The sequence below is a fragment of the Williamsia sp. DF01-3 genome, from assembly GCF_023051145.1.
In the GTDB taxonomy this organism is placed as follows: Bacteria; Actinomycetota; Actinomycetes; order Mycobacteriales; family Mycobacteriaceae; genus Williamsia.
Genome location: NZ_JALKFS010000005.1, coordinates 2,293,558 through 2,310,588, shown reverse-complemented (window position 1 = coordinate 2,310,588; position 17,031 = coordinate 2,293,558). Strand labels below are relative to the sequence as shown.

The window sequence follows — 17,031 nt, the reverse complement described above, 5'->3', positions numbered from 1 at the left end:
GTCATCACAACGGCGGCATGTGGGCGACCTGGATCATTTCCTGCGGTCGCGATCTGGACACGAGTTCTCCCCGACCCGGTACCAGGCGCTGCAACCGCACCCGGCCCAGCAGGTACCCCTCGTCGCGGTCACCGCTCATCAGCAGCCCATCGGTGGACAGGTCCTTGAGACGCCCGATGATCGGATCGAACAGAGCTCGTCCGGCCCCGCCAGAACGGCGCGCGACGATGAGGTGCAGGCCGATGTCGCGGGCCTGTGCCAGCAGGTCGAGCAACGGGCTCAACGGGTTTCCGCTTCCGGTGGCGACCATGTCGTAGTCGTCGACGATGATGTACACGTCCGGCCCCGACCACCAGTTGCGGTCACGGAGTTGCTGCTGGGTGACGTTCTCCCCGGGGATCCGGGCGGTGAAGAACGCCACCAACTCGTTCACCATCGGGGTGAGGGTCTGGGCCGAACTCGCATACCCGGCGAGGTGATCGGTGTCGATCACACCGAGCATGGTTCGCCGATAGTCGACCAGGACGATCTTCGTCTGCGTGGACGTGCTGTTCTCCACCAGACCCGCGACGATGTTGCGTAGCAGCGTGGTCTTGCCATGCTCCACGTCGGCGAAGACCAGGAAGTGTGGTTGAACGCGGAAGTCCAGGATGACCGGGGCCAACTCGGCTTCACCGACACCGATCGCGACTTCACCGGCCGTCAGGTCGATCCCGGCGTCGTGCACACGTGCCACCACTTCGGACCGTTCCAGATGAGCGGCGAGTTTGCGGACCGGCATGGCCTGCTGACCGGGATACACGGCCACCAGCTGCTGCACCGTCTGCGCCACGGCCGCACTCAGTGAATCGAGCGAGGTGTCGGAATCCGTACGCGGCAGAGCGATCAGCATGTGCAGGTGCTCGGCGGTCAGACCACGCCCAGGCTTGCCCTCGGGCACGAGTCCGGCGACCTTGCGGCCCATCTCCGAGTCGAGTGGGTCACCGAGTCTGAGTTCGAGGCGGCTGCCGATGAGGTCTTTGACGGCCGGCCTGATCTCGGCCCAGCGCGCAGCGGTGAGCACCACGTGGACTCCATACGAGAGGCCCTGCGCCACAATGGTGTTGATCTGCTCATCGAGGAAATCGAACTCGCCCCGGATCACCGAATAGCCGTCGACGACCAGGAACAGGTCACCGAACACATCCGCCTGCACCGATGCGTCACCGGCAAGGCGGCGTTGGCGGTAGTCGCGCATCGACTCGATGCCGAGTTCGGCGAAGCGCAGTTCCCGCTGCCGTATCACCGTTGCGACCTCGGCCACCGTCCGCCGCACGGCATCCATGTCCGAGCGGCTCGCAACCGATCCGACATGCGGCAGGCCTGCGATCCCGGCCAGACTGCCGCCGCCGAAGTCGAGGCAATAGAACTGGACCTGCGCCGGACTGTGGGTGGCAGCCGCCGCAACGATCAACGCACGCACCGCATTCGACTTACCCGATTGCGGTCCGCCGACGATCGCCACGTTGCCGCGCGATCCGGCGACATCGACGGTGAGAACGTCGCGCCGCTGGTCGTACGGGCGGTCCACGATGCCGATCGGGAACACCAGCCGACCGATCTGCGGGGTTCGCCAGTGCGGGGCCAGCATGTCGATGGTGGGCGGTTGACCCAACGGCGGCAGCCACACCTCATGCGCCGGACGTCCCTGCCCGGCGATGCGGTCCACCACGATCTCGAGCAGCGTTCTGGAGTTCGGTGCGGGCCGTTCTGGATCACCGGCAGGGTCGGGGCCGGCCACCTCGGCCGCAACCGGGGGCACGATGGGGTCGAGTGGCACAGGGCCGGCGGTGAACATCTTCAGGCCCACCGGGCCGCCCGACGACGCGTCGTGCTCGGCGCCCGCCGCGACCGGCGGCGAGTACGGACCCGACACGTAACACGTGTTGAATCGAATCGGTTCCGCCGAATCACATTTGAGGTAGCCCGATCCCGGCACATTGGGCAGGTGGTAGGCATCGGGTACACCGAGTACCGATCGGGACTCGTTGGCGGAAAAGGTTTTCAGTCCGACGCGGTAGGACAGATGACTGTCCAGGCCTCGCATCTTGCCCTCCTCGAGCCTTTGCGAGGCAAGGAGCAGATGGATGTGCAGCGACCGGCCCAGTCGTCCGATGGCGACGAACAGGTCGGCGAAATCCGGCTTCTGCGCGAGCAGTTCGGAGAACTCGTCGACGACGATGAACAACGCCGGGAGCGGTTCCAACGGCGCACCCGCGGCGCGCGCACGTTCGTACTCCCCCACGTTTGCGAAGTTCCCCTCCGCGCGAAGCACCTCCTGACGCCGGTTCATCTCCCCCGACAACGCGTCACGCATCCGGTCGACCATCGACAGCTCTTCTTCGAGGTTGGTGATGACGGCTGCCACATGCGGGCACGAGTCGAGGCCCAGAAACGTTGCCCCACCCTTGAAGTCGACCAGGACGAGATTGAGTGCCTCAGGCGAATGGGAGCTGACGAGCGAGAGCACCAGAGTACGCAGGAACTCCGATTTACCGGACCCCGTCGCCCCGATGCAGAGCCCGTGTGGACCCATCCCGCCCTCGGCTGCCTCCTTGATGTCGATCTCCACGGGCGTACCGCTGGTGGAGTACCCGATCGGGACCCGCAGCCGCGACCGCGCGCTGCGGGGTGCCCATGTCAGATGCGGGTCGAGGCGGGTGGCATCGGCGACTCCGAGCAGACTCATCAGACCGGGGTCGGACGGAGCGACCTCCTGTTCCAGATTCACCATCTGGGCTGCGGTCGCCAGGCGGTAGCGGGCCATCGATCGGGCGAAGGCTTCCGCTTCGGCCACCGTCAGCGAATCCATGTCCGCGAACTCTTCGACTCCGAAAGCGCTTCGCGCGCCGATCTTCCCGTCCCGAACCGCCAGCTGTAGGCCCCGGCGGACCGCGAGTCCGTCCGGGGGTGCCGACAGATCGAGGATCGAGACCGCCTCCATGCCCGCGTCACCGACCACCCGTTCGTCTCCCGAGACGAACCCGTCGTCGATCACGATCACCAGCTGGATCCGGCCGGCGCTCGGTGGGGCCGAACGAGAGAACCGGCCCCGTTCGAGGAGGTCGACCGCCAGATCGTCCTCCAGCTCGGTCAGCGACCGGTAGATCATCCGCGCCGAGCCCATACCGTCGCACTCATATGGGTGCTGCACATGGGGCAGCCACTTGCACCAATCCCACGATTCGGCGCCAGGGTCGGCAGTCACCACCGCGACCATCAGCTGATCGGGGCCGTGGAACGCGCACAGTTCGAGGACCATCGACCGCGCGAGTTGCCGGGTCTCCTGCCGGGCACCTTCGATGTTGATCGCCGGGAAACCCCGCAGTGACACCGCCGTCGGGAGGCCGTGCACAACTGAATGCGTTCGCACAAAACGCCGTAGCGCCACCGCCGAAACCGGCTCGATGTCTTCGAGTGGGCCCGTCTCCGGCGGCATCAGACGCGTCGCCAGACGCTGCGATCCCACGCCCACCCGAACATGGCCGAAATCGCTGTCGGCGCGCCGGCGTTCCCACATCCGCCGGCCGCCGACGACACCCAGCAGAGCCGCCGGTTCGGGATGACTCCATTCCAGTGCCTCACGCTGAGCAGCTCCGGTGTCGTGGACCTCGTCGCGTACCTGACACAGATACCGGAAGTAGTCCTTGCGCTCTTCGTTCAGCTCCGCGGCGCGCTTGCCACCACGGTTGCCCGAACCCGCGTACATGCCGAACATCGACATCAGCATCATCATCGGGAACATCATGAACAGCGGGTTGGACAGCATGTTCCGGCCGCCGGTCACGACCATCATCGAGATCATGCCCACCACGGCGACCACCATCACCACAGGCATCATCTTCATCAGCAGACTGCCCGGAACCACACGCGGAACATCCGGTGGCACTTGAATATTGACCTCGCCGCCGGGCGCGCGTGGAGCAGGCACGCGTGCCCGCCGCACAAACCCTTCGGTCGTGCCTGCCGTCACCTGAACATCATGGATTGTTACCCCACCCCTGGAACAGAAACTTCCCCCGGCCGCCCATCATTCACCATCACTCCGTCGGCGGCACCCGCAAGGGTGCAAAAACGTCATCCGACGGCAACGGTTGTCGGTCTCATTCGCTATGGTCTTCGGTACTGGTGGGGACCTTGGGGGAAATTCATGACCGCTGCCGATCTTTTGGCCGAGCTGGATGCTGCTGCCGGCATCCAACCGGCGCTTGCACGTGTTTCCGTCATCGGGGGCACAACCCAATTCGACGTCGGGTTGCCCGCCGCGGTTCCCGTTGCGGCCTTGATCCCGGATCTGGTGTCGCTCATCACCTCCCGGGCACCGGAGACCGACGATTCGGAGGCACGTCCCGGACCTGTTCGCGACCACTGGACGCTCTCCCGGGTCGGCCACGACCCCATCGCGCCCGGACGCAGTCTCGCCGAGGCAGGCGTGCGCGACGGCGACCTGCTGATCCTCCGGTCCGTTCCGGCGCGCGAGACCGCAGTTCTGTTCGACGACGTCATCGATGCGGTGGCGCGCCTGGGTGGAGCCCAGTCCAGCGGGTGGTCGGCGGGCGCGGCACAGGCGATGGGCTACGCGGTGGCCGTGGGCGCGTCCACCCTCACCGCTCTCACCCTCCTCCAGCAACGGAATGCGTACGGCGACCTGTGGCCTGCGATCGTCACCGGGTTGCTGGCGCTGGCGTTCGTGGTCGCCGGAGCTGTCGTGGGTCGCTTCTACCTCGACCGCTCGACAGCGGCGATGTGTTCGCTGTGCTCGTTTCCTCTCGCATTCGCGACGGGAATGATGTTGCCTCCCGGTGACTTCGGCGCCGCCCACCTCACCCTGGGTGGCTGCGTCGCCGCCGTCGTCGCGGTGCTGTCCTACCGGATCTCCACAGCCGGGCCGCTGATCCATTCCGCGATTGTCACGGCAACCACCTTCGCCACCGCCGCCGCAACGGCCCAGTTGCTGTGGTCGCCAGGCACCGTGCGGGTCGGGGCGGCGCTCTGCGCTGGGGCGGTAATGGCCATCTCGATGGCGCCCCGCCTCACGATCGCCCTCGCCCGATTGCCACTGCCGCCGGTTCCCACAGCCGGGGCCGCCATCGACCCGGCCGATTCAGCGCCTCGCCCGGCCATCGAGGGCATCGGCGCGATCGGGGCGATGGCGTTGCCGTCGGCAGCCGCACTGGAACTCCGCGCACACACCGCCGGTCGTTACCTCACCGGCATCATCGCCGGCACTGCCGTCGCAGCGGTCGCGGGCATCGCGCTGGTCGCCTACCCCGTAGACGATTTCAGTTGGCGCTGCACGGTTTTCGCACTCATCATCACCACGGTCCTGTGCCTACGTGGCAGATCACACGCCGACCTCGCCCAGGCAGCCGTCCTCATCGCCGCAGGTGCTATCGGCTTCGCCGCCGTGGTAGGCGAAGTGGCCCTGGGACCGGGCGATCATGTCGTCGCGGCCGCCGGCGCGGCAGCGGCGGTGAGCGTGGCCGCGCTGCTCTGCGGCGTGGTTGCCCCGAGGTCCAGCTTCTCGCCCGTGGTGCGGCGAACCGTGGAGATCATCGAGTACCTCTTGATCGCGACCATCGTCCCTTTGATGTTCTGGATCATGAATCTCTATGCAGCGGTCCGCGACCTGTGAGTGCGCTGGCATCGACCCGTTGTCATCCTCGCCCCACGTCCAAGCGCGTTCGCATCGCAGCACTGTCGGCCGTCGGGTTCCTGGTGGTGCTGGCGAGCATGCCGGTCCCGGCGCATGGCATCACGCCGCCCTCGATCGATCCTCGTGCCCTCATCCGCGACGCACCCGTGGGTCCGCCCGAACCGACTGAGCAGGACACCTTGTGCGCGGAACCGGTGCTGTCGCCCGGCACCGATCCGCAGGTCCCGTCGGCGGCGCAGACGATGATGCGACTACCCGACGCCTGGCGGTTCAGCCGAGGAGCCGGACAGAAGATCGCGGTGATCGATACCGGCGTCACCCGGCATCCACGGCTGCCGCGACTGACCGCCGGTGGCGACTACGTCGCCCGCACCGACGGAACCGAGGACTGCGACGGCCACGGCACGTTGGTGGCGGGGATCATCGCTGCGGTCCCGTCCCCCGATGACGCCTTCAGCGGCGTTGCCCCCGAATCCTCGATCATTGCGATCCGGCAGTCCAGCGTCGCGTTCGTCGCCAAGGACCGACGTTCGGAGACCCGCGACAAGACAACCGTCGGAACAGGATTCGGCACGGTGCAGACCCTCGCACATGCCGTTGTGCGTGCGGTCAACCTCGGCGCCGACGTCATCAACATCTCCGAGGTGGCCTGCGGCCCCGCCGGTGGTGACCTCCACGACGCGCAGCTGGGAGCCGCCGTCAAGTACGCGTTCGACCGCGATGTCGTGGTGGTCGCGGCGGCGGGCAACCTCGTCAGCAATACCCAGTGTGCGCAGCAGAATCCGCCGCCGGACCCGGCGGACCCCGACCTCGCCGGCTGGGACACGGTCACCACGGTCGCCAGCCCAGCGTGGTACACGCCCTATGTGCTGAGCGTTGCCGCGGTCGACTCGGTCGGCGGGGCTCCGGCGCCATTCAGTCTGGCGGGACCATGGGTGGGCGTCGCCGCTCCCGGAACCGCGATCGTCAGCCTCGACAGCGCCCGCGGATCCAGACGGATCGTTGATGCCCAGTCCACCGAGAAAGGCCCCGTACGAGTCGAGGGCACCAGTTTCGCAGCGCCCTACGTCGCGGGTGTGGCGGCGTTGGTCAGATCCAGGTTCCCCGAACTCAGTGCAGCAGAGGTGATCGAGCGCATCACCAGGACGGCGCATTCACCGGGCACCGGACGAGACAACACCGTGGGCCACGGAGTTGTCGACCCGGTTGCCGCCCTGACGTACGAACTACCCGCCGAGAAGTCTGATTGGACTGCGTCGCAAGCGATTCCGCCTCCGGTGCGACCACCGGAGCCCGACCACTCCGCACGTACGGTTGCCATCGTCGGCGGCGGTGTCTGCGCGGTGATACTGGTCGCAGGATGGGCGGTGTCCCTGCCTGCGCGACGGCTACGGCGGCTGGAACCGGAAGAATACTGAGCTCGGGCTCACCAGCCCCGCACATGCTCCGGCACCACTCGGATCAGCGTTGAATACTGATCGCGGAACTCCTCCGGTGAGGTCTCGAGCGAAGCGAAGCCACCACCGTATTTGGCGACGTACTGCTCCCATTCCTCGGGTGTCGGCCCTTCCGGGTCCAACCGGGCGGTGCCCCGGAACACGGCGACGTCCCCGCCGTGCTCGGTGCTGTTGAAGTTGAACGCCACCGCGCTCGAGCGTGAGATGTTTGCGAGCTTGGGTGTCTTCGGAGCACTGAAAACCAGGAACTCACCGTCCGACCACAGAAACCAGACGGGCGTCGGTACAGGTGCGCCCGAGGAGTTGACAGTGGTCAACCAGATCACCTGTTCGGAGGCGAGCCGGTCGGTCTGTCGCTGCGTCAGCTGCACCGTCGAAGATGTCATGCACGTCACAACATCGCCGAGTGTTCGTTTTCTTCCCGTTCGGGCAGGAGAAGAACGCCGCTACTTCGCGCGCGCCGGCCGCAGCTCACGCGGCAACGCGAACGTCAGCGTCTCTTCGGCGGTGGTGACCTTTTCGATGTTGTTGTATCCGTGCTCACCGAGCAGATCGAGAACACCCCGCACCAGCACCTCCGGCACCGATGCACCTGACGTCACACCGACGGTTTCGACCCCCTCGAGCCAGGTCAGATCCACGTCACGTGCGTAATCGACCAGGTAGGACGTGCGTGCCCCTGCCTGGAGGGCCACCTCTACCAGCCGCACCGAGTTCGACGAGTTCCTCGAACCCACCACGATGACCAGATCGCATTTGGGCGCCATCGCCTTCACCGCCACCTGACGGTTCTGCGTGGCGTAACAGATGTCGTCGCTCGGCGGGTCGTTGAGCAGGGGGAACTTCTCCCGCAACCGTGACACCGTCTGCATCGTCTCGTCGACGGACAATGTGGTCTGCGACAACCAGACGATCTTCGATTCGTCACGCACCGTCACCGCGTCGACGCTGTCGGGTCCATCGACCAACTGGACGTGCTGGGGCGCCTCTCCGGCGGTTCCCTCGACCTCCTCATGGCCTTCATGGCCGATGAGCAGGATGTCGTAGTCGTCGCGCGCGAAACGCTTGGCCTCCTGGTGCACCTTGGTGACCAGCGGGCATGTCGCATCGATGGTGCGCAGGTTGCGCTGCGCGGCGGACTCGTGGACCGCCGGTGACACACCGTGCGCAGAGAACACCACGAGTGCACCCTCGGGCACCTCGTCGGTCTCGTCCACGAAAACCGCGCCGCGGTCTGCGAGCGTCTCGACGACGTGGCGGTTGTGCACGATCTCCTTACGCACATACACCGGCGCACCGTGCTTCTCGAGCGCTTTTTCCACCGCTTCGACGGCTCGGTCGACACCGGCGCAGTAACCGCGCGGCTCGGCGAGCAGGACTGTCTTGCCTCCAGGGCTGATTTCGGCCGAACTCATGGTGTTCAGGGTACGGGCAATAAGACCCTCCTGGTGGTCACCACCGGTGGCATGAGGCACAGTAATGGGATGATCCGACCACCTTATGCCGCAAGGGTCGCCGCCGGGGTTGTTGTAACGGTGCTGGAAGAGACTCGAAAATTGCCTACCACCGCGATCACACTTCCGATGACGGCAGTGAGTCAGACTCTCCAGACTCTGATGCGTTTCCAGCAGCAGATCGCCGAGATGGCGATCAAGGGAGACGATGTTTTCGACGCGTTGCTGGGACACAACGAAGAAGAGCCGGAGTGGGCGACCTTTGACGAAGACGACGATCTGGCACCTCCGTCCGCGCCCACCTTGGTTCCCTCCGACGACTCCGATGACTCCGGCGAGAGTGCCGCACCGGCGGCCGGAGCCGGACGGTTCGCCTTGTACAGCTCGGCGCCCGACATCGACACCGACGATGTGCAACCGGTCTCGACGACACCGTCCGACGACGTCCCGGAAATCGTCGAACTGCTCGACTACGACGACCTCACCCTGGCGCAGCTCCGCGCGAAGTTGAAGACGGTCGGCTTGAGCGAACTGCAGGACCTTGCGACGTATGAGAGGTCCCATCGCTCGCGGGCCCCATTCCTGACGATGCTCGACAATCGTGTGACCGCCGCGAGCAAGTAGTACCCGGGTGAGCAATACGCCCGACACGGCATGGCCGGTTCGCACCATCAACACCAAGATCGCGGACTGGCTCCACAGACTGGGGCAGGTCTGGGTGGAGGGCCAACTCACTCAGATCAATCGGCGGCCCGGCACGCGTACCGCCTTCCTGACCCTTCGTGATCCCGCTGCCGACATCTCGATCCAGGTGACGTGCAACCCCGATCTGCTCACCCGCGCCCAGGTTCCACTCACCGAGGGCGCCCGCGTGGTGATGCTCGGCCGCCCGGTCTTCTACACCGGGAGGGGCACCGTCTCGCTCCGCGTCACCGAGATCCGGCCGGTGGGGATAGGCGAGCTGCTGGCCCGCATCGAGCGGCTACGACAACTGCTCGCCGCTGAGGGCCTGTTCGATTCGGCTCGCAAACGACCACTTCCGTTCCTGCCCGGAACCATCGGACTGATCACCGGCCGCGCCAGCGCAGCGCAGCGCGACATTGTCTCGGTTGCGCAGAGTCGTTGGCCCGCAGTGCGTTTCGAGATCCGCGACGCGCCGGTTCAGGGACCGACCGCTGTCCCCCGCATTCTGCGGCATCTTGCCGAGCTGGACGCCGATCCGGACGTCGACGTGATCATCCTGGCCCGGGGTGGCGGCAGTGTCGAGGACCTGCTGCCGTTCTCCGACGAAGCCCTGTGCCGCGCGGTGGCCAAGGTGACCACCGCGGTGGTGAGTGCGATCGGGCACGAACCCGACTCGCCCTTGCTCGACCTCGTGGCCGATCTTCGGGCGGCAACGCCCACCGATGCGGCCAAGCGAGTGGTGCCAGACGTCGCCTCGGAGCTCGCGATGATCCGTGACCTGCGGTCCAGAAGTGCAGGAGCACTGCGCAATTGGGTCACCACACAGGTCCGCGGCCTCGATGCGATGCGTGGACGACCAGTTCTCGCGCACCCGTTCCGCATGATCGATGAGCGCAGCGCATGGCTTGATCGCGCGGCCTCGGACATCCGCCGTGACGTGGCGCGGCTCGTCGCCCACGAGGACCAGCGCGTGGAACATCTGTCGGCGCGATTGGCTACCTTGGGTCCAGCCCAGACATTGGCGCGTGGATACGCCGTCGTTCAGCGGGTGCCCGGCTCGGCGAGTACGAACACACCGGATGACCACCCGCACGTGGTCAGCTCGGTGCTGGACATGCCGATCGGCACCCAGCTCCGTGTCCGGGTCGCCGACGGCGCCACCCGTGCAGCGGTGATGGGCGTGGAGAAGTAGAGGACAGACGTGGCAGCGAAGAAGCAGGACATCGAAGGACCGGTCCCGGTATCGGAGTTGGGTTACGAGCAGGCACGCGATGAGTTGATCGTTGTCGTGCGCACCCTGGAACAGGGCGGCCTCGACCTCGATGCGTCCCTGGAACTGTGGGAGCGCGGGGAGGCCCTCTCACGCCGGTGCGAAGAACACCTCGAGGGCGCACGCAACCGCATCGAGGCAGTCCTGGGCTCCGAGGAGGACCTCGCAGACGCCGACGACGAAGACGACGACTTCGACGACCAGGACTGAGCGGACACCGCTGCCCCGTACTCGGCGTTTATGACCGATCGCCGCTGCCTGCAATACTCGGATCGTGGCCGCAAAACCCCGCATCCTCAATAACAACAAGGACATGATCTGGTCGTTGATCCCCTTGCTGTTGCTGTGTGCCTTCATCGCGGTCGTGTCCGGTAACTGCTCGGTCGGATTGACCGGCGGTTCCGGCGACGACAAGGTCCCGGCGTACGACGTCGCGAACGGGCTCCGTGCCGATGCCCGATCGGTCACGTTCCCCATCCGGCTGCCCCAGACACCGGCGGACTGGAAGCCCAACTCGGGTACCACCGTCGCACTGGAGAACACCGTCGTCTCCAATGCCGGCTACATCACGGCCAACGGCGTCTACATTCAGCTCAGCCAGACGAATGCGACCCAGGATGCCGTGGTCGGATACCTCTCGGACGACGAGACCCTGCTCGGCGCGGGCACCCGCGATGTCGGTGGCCGAAAATGGGTTGCCTATGGCAAACCCGACGGTGGCCGGACGGTGTGGGTCACCGACCTCGGCGACGTCCGGATCGGACTGAAGTCGAACAAGGCAAAGGACGACGACTTCTCGACACTGGCATCGGCGGTGCTGGCTGCCTCGCCGTTGCCGGGCGCCAACTCGAACGGACGGGTTCTCCCCACCGGATAGGTGTCCGACCCCGGGCCGACCCGTCGGCTCCGATGTTCGCTGAATATCAATCTTCCGGGTGAGGACTGTTGTCGCCCTAGGGCTATAGGCTCTGGCGCTATGGCAATGTTTCTGTATCGACTCGGACGATTCTCGTTTAGGCACAAATGGTGGGTGATCGTCAGTTGGCTATTGCTTGCGGCCCTGGTCATCACACTGGTGAGCAGTCTGAATCCCAAGTTCTCCAAGGACTTTGAGCTCCCGGGTACCGACTCGGACAAAGCGATGTCCCTCATGAAGGAGAACTTCCCGGCAATCAACGACGAGCAGTTCAAGGCGTCCACGAGTGTTCTCGTCGCCGCGGACAACGGGCTCGAAGCGCACACCGCGGACATCGACGCACTCGTCGCGAAACTCAGGACCTTGCCCGATCTGGTCGCGCCCGACACCATCGTCAATCCGGTCGAGGTGGCCGAAGCCGATCCGGCGCTGGCCCCCAACGTCCTCGGGGACAACGGCCGGGTCGGTTTGATGCAGATCGATCAGGACATCAACGTCGAAGACCTCACCCTCGAGGACAAAGAGCAATTCGAGGACATCCTCAAGGAGTTCCGCGTCGGCGGTCTCGATGTCCAGGGCACCGGTTCCCTGATGCAGGTCTTCGAGCAGGGCGGCACCGCCGAGATGCTCGGATTCGTCATCGCGTTCGTGGTGATGATCGTTGCCTTCGGTGCCATCGTGGCGGCATTCATCCCCATCATCACCGGCATCCTCGGTGTGATGATTACCATCATGCTGGTCACCCTGGGCGCCGGCGTGTTCAACATCAACGAGAGCGCAACCGGCATCATCACCATGCTCGGTATCGCGGTGTCCATCGACTACGCGCTGTTCATCGTCTCCCGCTACCGCAGTGAACTGAACCTGGGTGGATCTCGAGAGGCCGCCGTGGGCCGTGCCGTCGGAACCGCGGGTTCGGCAGTTGTGTTCGCGGGTCTCACGGTGATGATCGCCGTCGCCGCACTGTCGGTGGTGGGTATCCCGTTCATCTCGCAGATGGGTCTGGCGGCGGCTCTTGCGGTCTTGATCGCGGTGCTCGGTGCCATCACACTGATCCCGGGATTGCTGGGGGCGTTCGGTCGGTTCGCCTTCTCGCCGCGCATCCCCAAGGTCCGTCACGGCGACGAGCCCGAGGACTCGATGTCCAACGGCCATCGCTTCGCGAAGTTCGTGACGAAATACCCGTGGCCGATCGCGATCGTGTCGCTGCTCGCGCTCGTCGTGGTCGCCTTGCCGATGTCGAAGTTGGAGCTCGGGCTGTCGTCGACAACCGACGCCGAGGTCCCCGCGACCGAACTGCTGCAGCGAGGATTCGGTGAAGGTATCAACGGCCCACTCCTGGTGGTGCTCAACGACACCGACGGCGGGTCCGTCGCCGCTGCGGCCGACCAGACGGTCGAGCACATCAAGACCCTGCAGAACGTCGCCAACCCCGGTCAGCTGACCTGGACGGGCAACGGTCCGAACAAACAGGACACGAAAGCCGGCGCGACGTCAGCCCTCATCTCGGTCACGCCGCAGCAGTCACCGAGCGGTCCGCAGACCCACGATCTGATGGAACAGATCCGTGACTACTCCTCGACCACGGATGCCGAGGGCGTCACCCTCAACGTGGGTGGGCAGACGGCGATCATGTCGGACATCTCGGCGAAGCTGAGTTCAGCGCTGATCCCCTACCTGGTTCTGGTGGTCGGACTCGCCTTCCTGATCCTGATGGTCGTGTTCCGTTCCGTCCTGGTCCCCCTGACCGCGACCATCGGCTTCCTGTTCTCGGTGTGCGCGACGTTCGGTGCCACGGTGGCGATCTTCCAGCTCGGCCACTTCGGATTGATCACGCACACCCAGCCGATCATCTCGTTCCTGCCGATCTTCATGATCGGCGTGGTGTTCGGCTTGGCGATGGACTACCAGGTCTTCTTGGTCACCCGTATGCGTGAGGAGTACGTGCACGGTCTGTCCGCCAAGGAGTCGGTGATCATCGGCTACAAGCACGGTGCCCGCGTGGTCGCGTCGGCAGCCATCATCATGATCGCCGTGTTCGCGGCGTTCATGCTGGCACCCGACACCAGCTCGAAGATGATGGGCTTCGCTCTCGCGGCGGCCGTGTTCTTCGACGCGTTTGTGGTGCGCATGGTGATCGTGCCTGCGGTGATCACGATCATGGGCGACAAGGCTTGGTGGATGCCCAAGTGGCTCGACAAGGTCCTGCCCAATGTCGACATGGAGGGCACTGCGATCCGGAAGATCCCGATCGATTCGGACGCCGGCGACGACAAGCCGCAGCCTGCCACCGTCGGTTCTGCCGACTGATCTCGCTTCACCGGCCACCTCACCCCCGTCGACACGTGTCGACGGGGGTGAGTGCTGTGTGACCGGGCTCACGTAGAATCACGGTGTCCATCAGAGCCGGAGAACCCTGTGTCGTCACCGTTGACCCGCCCGTCGAGCGCGTTGCGTATCGACCAGGACCCGCGTGTCCACATGCGACGGCTCGACGCGATGTTCGAGCAGTGGTCGGCGACGGGTGCCATCCCGACCGGCGTCCGGAAAGAGGTGGCGAGATCGTGGGAACGGCAGCCGCCCAGATACCAGGATCCCGACCATCGGCCGGCAGACGAGGTGGCCCATCGGCGCCGGGCCGACCCACTGCTCACCCACGCATCTGACTCCTTACGCGAACGGTTGCTGGCCAGCTGCACCGACACCGCCACCGAACTCGTGCTCTGCGACAGGGACGGTGTGGTCCTGTGGGTGGCCGGCCCACCACAGGTGCGTCGACGCTCCGAGACGCTCGGCTTCGTAGAAGGCGCGTCGTGGACCGAGAAAGCCGTCGGCACAAACGGTCTGGGCACCGCCCTGGCCGACCGGTCACCTGTGCAGATCTTCGGGTCCGAGCACGCGCACCCCGATCACCACAGCTGGGTGTGCACGGGCGGGCCGTTGATCGACCCCCGAGACGATTCGGTACTCGGAGCGGTGACGCTGTCTGGCGGCCTGCGCACAGCACACCCGCACACGCTGTCGCTGGTGTGCTCCACGCTTGATGCCATCAATGCCGAACTACGGTCATTGCACCGTGAGAGCCTCCGAACCCACAGCCAGGCCGCGGCCGGCCTGCTCGAGCCCGGCGGCGTCGATGCGCTGATTCTCGACCGCGGCGGCTGGGTCGTCGCCACCCGGGGCCTCGCGGTCAATGAACGGCTGTTCGTCCCTGGCGGACTGCGACCCGGCACCGTCTGGATCCCCAGCCTCGGACACTTCGACAGCATCCCGGTCGGAGATCTGTGGCAGCTCGAGCGATCCACCCAACGCCACACCACCCTCGAGCTCACCGCCGAACCACCGTGTGCCCGTATCTCGGTGGACGACAACAACCACACCTCGCACCCGCTGACCCCACGGCAGTTCGACGTGTTGCGAGTTCTCGCAGCGCATCCCAGTGGGCTCAGCGCGAGGGAGCTGTCCGCCCGGCTGTACGGACCAGGTGATCACACGGTGAGCGTTCGCGCCGAGATCTCGCGGATCCGCCGCACGCTCGGTCCACTTCTGGCCACCCGGCCCTATCGACTGACGGTCCCCGCCTCGGTCATCTGACCTCGCTGCAACCCCCTGCAACCCTCCCGGGCGTCCACATCGACCCCTACCGTCAGGTGTGATCCACCTCACGCGAAGGAGTTGTACATGACCACCACCGTCTCGCCTACTCAGACGGCGCAGGCTTTCCTCACCGATCTGGAATGCGCCCTTGCACACGCCCGCGACACCGGCGACGTCAGTGCTGTCACCGAATTGTTCGTCGATGACTGCTACTGGCGCGACCTGGTGGCGCTGAGCTGGAACCTCACCACCGCCGAGGGCAAGGACGATCTAGCGAAGATGCTCGCCGCGACGCTGCCGCACTCGACACCTGGCAACTTCCAGTTGGACGGTGACGCCGCAGAGGCAGCCGGCTCCGGGGAGGACGCCGACGGAAATGAAGCGGGCCGAGTGATCGAGGCGTGGTACACGTTCACGACCCCGGTCCTGCGGGGCAAAGGCCTGATGCGCCTGCGCGACGGCAAGTGCTGGACCTTCCTCACCTCGGCGCAGGAACTCCTCGAGTTCCCCGAGAGCAAAGGAACCCGGCGCATCAAGGGGGCTGAACACGGCGTGGTCCCCGGGCGCAAGAACTGGCTCGACCGGCGAACCGAACAGCAGCAATCGCTCGGCACCACCACCCAGCCGTACGTGCTCATCGTCGGCGGAGGGCAGGGCGGGATCGGGCTGGCCGCAAGGCTCCGGCGCCTCGGCGTCTCGGCACTGGTCATCGACAAGCACCCCCGGCCCGGCGACCAGTGGCGAAGCCGGTATTACTCTCTGTCCCTTCATGATCCGGTGTGGTACGACCACATGCCCTATCTGCCCTTCCCGGACGACTGGCCGGTGTTCACCCCGAAGGACAAGATGGGCGACTGGCTGGAAAGCTACGTCAAGATCATGGAGCTCGACTACTGGAGCAACACCGTGTGCCGCCGCGCCTCGTTCGACGACGCTGCCCAGGAGTGGACGGTCGAGCTCGAACGTGATGGACAACCCTTGACGCTCAAGCCGACTCAGCTGGTGATGGCCACCGGAATGTCGGGCATCCCCAACATCCCCGACATTCCCGGTGCCGAGACCTTCCAGGGTGATCTGGTGCATTCCTCGCAGCACACCGGCGGCGCGAAGTACGCGGGCAAGAAGGCAGTTGTGTTGGGAGCCAACAACTCCGCACACGACATCTGCGCTGACCTGTACGAGAACGGCGCCGACGTCACGATGATCCAGCGGTCGACCACACACATCGTGCGGTCCGAGTCGCTGATGCGCGAGGTGCTCGGTCCCCTCTATTCGGAGGAGGCGCTCGCAAACGGCATCGACCACGAGAAGGCCGATCTGATCTTCGGGTCCATTCCGTACGGCCTGCTGGCCGACTTCCAGATCCCCGCGTGGAACACGATTCGGGAGCAGGACAAGGAGTTCTACGACCGTCTCGAGGCCGCCGGGTTCATGCTCGACTTCGGCGACGACGGATCGGGGTTGTTCCTGAAGTATCTGCGTCGCGGCTCGGGCTACTACATCGACGTCGGCGCCTCCGAACTCATCGCCGACGGCAAGGTCAAGTTGAGGGCACCCGCCCACATCACCGAGATCCGTTCGCACTCGGTGATCTTGTCCGACGGCACCGAGCTCGACGCCGATCTGATCGTCATGGCGACCGGGTTCGGCTCGATGAACGGCTGGGCCGCACAGCTGATCTCGCAGGAGGTGGCCGACAAGGTCGGCAAGTGCTGGGGGCTGGGATCGGGAACCACCAAGGACCCGGGGCCGTGGGAAGGCGAGCTCCGCAACATGTGGAAGCCCACCGCACAGGCGAACCTGTGGTTCCACGGCGGCAATCTGCACCAGTCCCGGCACTACTCGCGCTACCTCGCGTTGCAGCTCAAAGCCCGCGAGGCAGGGATGAACGTGCACGTCTACGGCCAGGCACCGGTGCACCACCTGCAGTAACGGGCATGAAAGGATGGCCTTCAACA

At 65.6% G+C, this 17,031-nt stretch carries 12 protein-coding genes; 9 read left to right on the top strand and 3 right to left on the bottom strand.

What is annotated here, in order from left to right; all coding sequences use genetic code 11:
• Nucleotides 1-4: 4 nt before the first annotated feature.
• Complete coding sequence (gene eccCa / locus MVA47_RS13140; protein WP_247208263.1) at nucleotides 5-4,012, bottom strand: type VII secretion protein EccCa; 4,008 nt, start codon at nucleotides 4,010-4,012, stop codon at nucleotides 5-7.
• Nucleotides 4,013-4,189: 177 nt separating this feature from the next.
• Between eccCa and eccD the strand changes: the two genes are divergently transcribed.
• Nucleotides 4,190-5,674 carry a type VII secretion integral membrane protein EccD gene (gene eccD / locus MVA47_RS13135; RefSeq protein ID WP_247208262.1) on the top strand — a complete coding sequence of 495 codons (1,485 nt, stop codon included), beginning with the start codon at nucleotides 4,190-4,192 and terminating at the stop codon, nucleotides 5,672-5,674.
• 98 nt (nucleotides 5,675-5,772) lie between these two features.
• Nucleotides 5,773-7,113: a type VII secretion-associated serine protease mycosin gene (gene mycP, locus MVA47_RS13130; RefSeq protein ID WP_247210752.1), complete on the top strand. Its 1,341-nt coding sequence runs from the start codon at nucleotides 5,773-5,775 to the stop codon at nucleotides 7,111-7,113.
• 8 nt (nucleotides 7,114-7,121) lie between these two features.
• Here the strand turns inward: mycP and MVA47_RS13125 are convergent, their stop codons facing one another.
• Both MVA47_RS13125 and MVA47_RS13120 read right to left on the bottom strand, forming a co-directional pair.
• Nucleotides 7,122-7,538, bottom strand: a complete 417-nt coding sequence (locus MVA47_RS13125) for a TIGR03667 family PPOX class F420-dependent oxidoreductase (RefSeq protein WP_247208261.1) — start codon at nucleotides 7,536-7,538, stop codon at nucleotides 7,122-7,124.
• Between the two features lie 60 nt (nucleotides 7,539-7,598).
• Complete coding sequence (locus tag MVA47_RS13120) at nucleotides 7,599-8,567, bottom strand: 4-hydroxy-3-methylbut-2-enyl diphosphate reductase (protein WP_247208260.1); 969 nt, start codon at nucleotides 8,565-8,567, stop codon at nucleotides 7,599-7,601.
• A gap of 69 nt (nucleotides 8,568-8,636) precedes the next feature.
• On the opposite strand from MVA47_RS13120, the gene MVA47_RS13115 reads away from it, so the two are divergent.
• The 7 genes from MVA47_RS13115 to MVA47_RS13085 all read left to right on the top strand — a co-directional run bounded on the left by MVA47_RS13115 (nucleotide 8,637) and on the right by MVA47_RS13085 (nucleotide 17,005).
• Nucleotides 8,637-9,230 carry a lipid droplet-associated protein gene (locus MVA47_RS13115; RefSeq protein WP_247208259.1) on the top strand — a complete coding sequence of 198 codons (594 nt, stop codon included), beginning with the start codon at nucleotides 8,637-8,639 and terminating at the stop codon, nucleotides 9,228-9,230.
• A gap of 7 nt (nucleotides 9,231-9,237) precedes the next feature.
• The gene (xseA, locus tag MVA47_RS13110) at nucleotides 9,238-10,482 is read left to right on the top strand and encodes an exodeoxyribonuclease VII large subunit (protein ID WP_030170996.1); all 1,245 of its coding nucleotides are present in this window, start codon (nucleotides 9,238-9,240) and stop codon (nucleotides 10,480-10,482) included.
• Between the two features lie 9 nt (nucleotides 10,483-10,491).
• On the top strand, nucleotides 10,492-10,770 hold the full coding sequence (locus MVA47_RS13105) for an exodeoxyribonuclease VII small subunit (RefSeq protein ID WP_247208258.1): 279 nt from the start codon (nucleotides 10,492-10,494) through the stop codon (nucleotides 10,768-10,770).
• A gap of 64 nt (nucleotides 10,771-10,834) precedes the next feature.
• The gene (locus MVA47_RS13100) at nucleotides 10,835-11,437 is read left to right on the top strand and encodes a DUF4245 domain-containing protein (RefSeq protein ID WP_030170993.1); all 603 of its coding nucleotides are present in this window, start codon (nucleotides 10,835-10,837) and stop codon (nucleotides 11,435-11,437) included.
• A gap of 99 nt (nucleotides 11,438-11,536) precedes the next feature.
• Entirely contained in the window at nucleotides 11,537-13,786 is a 2,250-nt protein-coding gene (locus MVA47_RS13095; RefSeq protein ID WP_247208257.1) for an MMPL family transporter, read from the top strand.
• Nucleotides 13,787-13,894: 108 nt separating this feature from the next.
• Nucleotides 13,895-15,070, top strand: a complete 1,176-nt coding sequence (locus MVA47_RS13090) for a helix-turn-helix domain-containing protein (RefSeq protein WP_247208256.1) — start codon at nucleotides 13,895-13,897, stop codon at nucleotides 15,068-15,070.
• 87 nt (nucleotides 15,071-15,157) lie between these two features.
• Nucleotides 15,158-17,005, top strand: coding sequence for an NAD(P)/FAD-dependent oxidoreductase (locus MVA47_RS13085; RefSeq protein ID WP_247208255.1), 1,848 nt, complete (start codon nucleotides 15,158-15,160; stop codon nucleotides 17,003-17,005).
• Nucleotides 17,006-17,031 lie beyond the last annotated feature (26 nt).

Coding starts and splice junctions, on each gene's coding strand:
- MVA47_RS13095 (WP_247208257.1), top strand. CDS start 11,537: ATGGCAATGTTTCTGTATCGACTCGGACGATTCTCGTTTAGGCACAAA.
- MVA47_RS13125 (WP_247208261.1), bottom strand. CDS start 7,538: ATGACATCTTCGACGGTGCAGCTGACGCAGCGACAGACCGACCGGCTC.
- MVA47_RS13120 (WP_247208260.1), bottom strand. CDS start 8,567: ATGAGTTCGGCCGAAATCAGCCCTGGAGGCAAGACAGTCCTGCTCGCC.
- MVA47_RS13085 (WP_247208255.1), top strand. CDS start 15,158: ATGACCACCACCGTCTCGCCTACTCAGACGGCGCAGGCTTTCCTCACC.
- eccD (WP_247208262.1), top strand. CDS start 4,190: ATGACCGCTGCCGATCTTTTGGCCGAGCTGGATGCTGCTGCCGGCATC.
- MVA47_RS13115 (WP_247208259.1), top strand. CDS start 8,637: ATGATCCGACCACCTTATGCCGCAAGGGTCGCCGCCGGGGTTGTTGTA.
- mycP (WP_247210752.1), top strand. CDS start 5,773: ATGCCGGTCCCGGCGCATGGCATCACGCCGCCCTCGATCGATCCTCGT.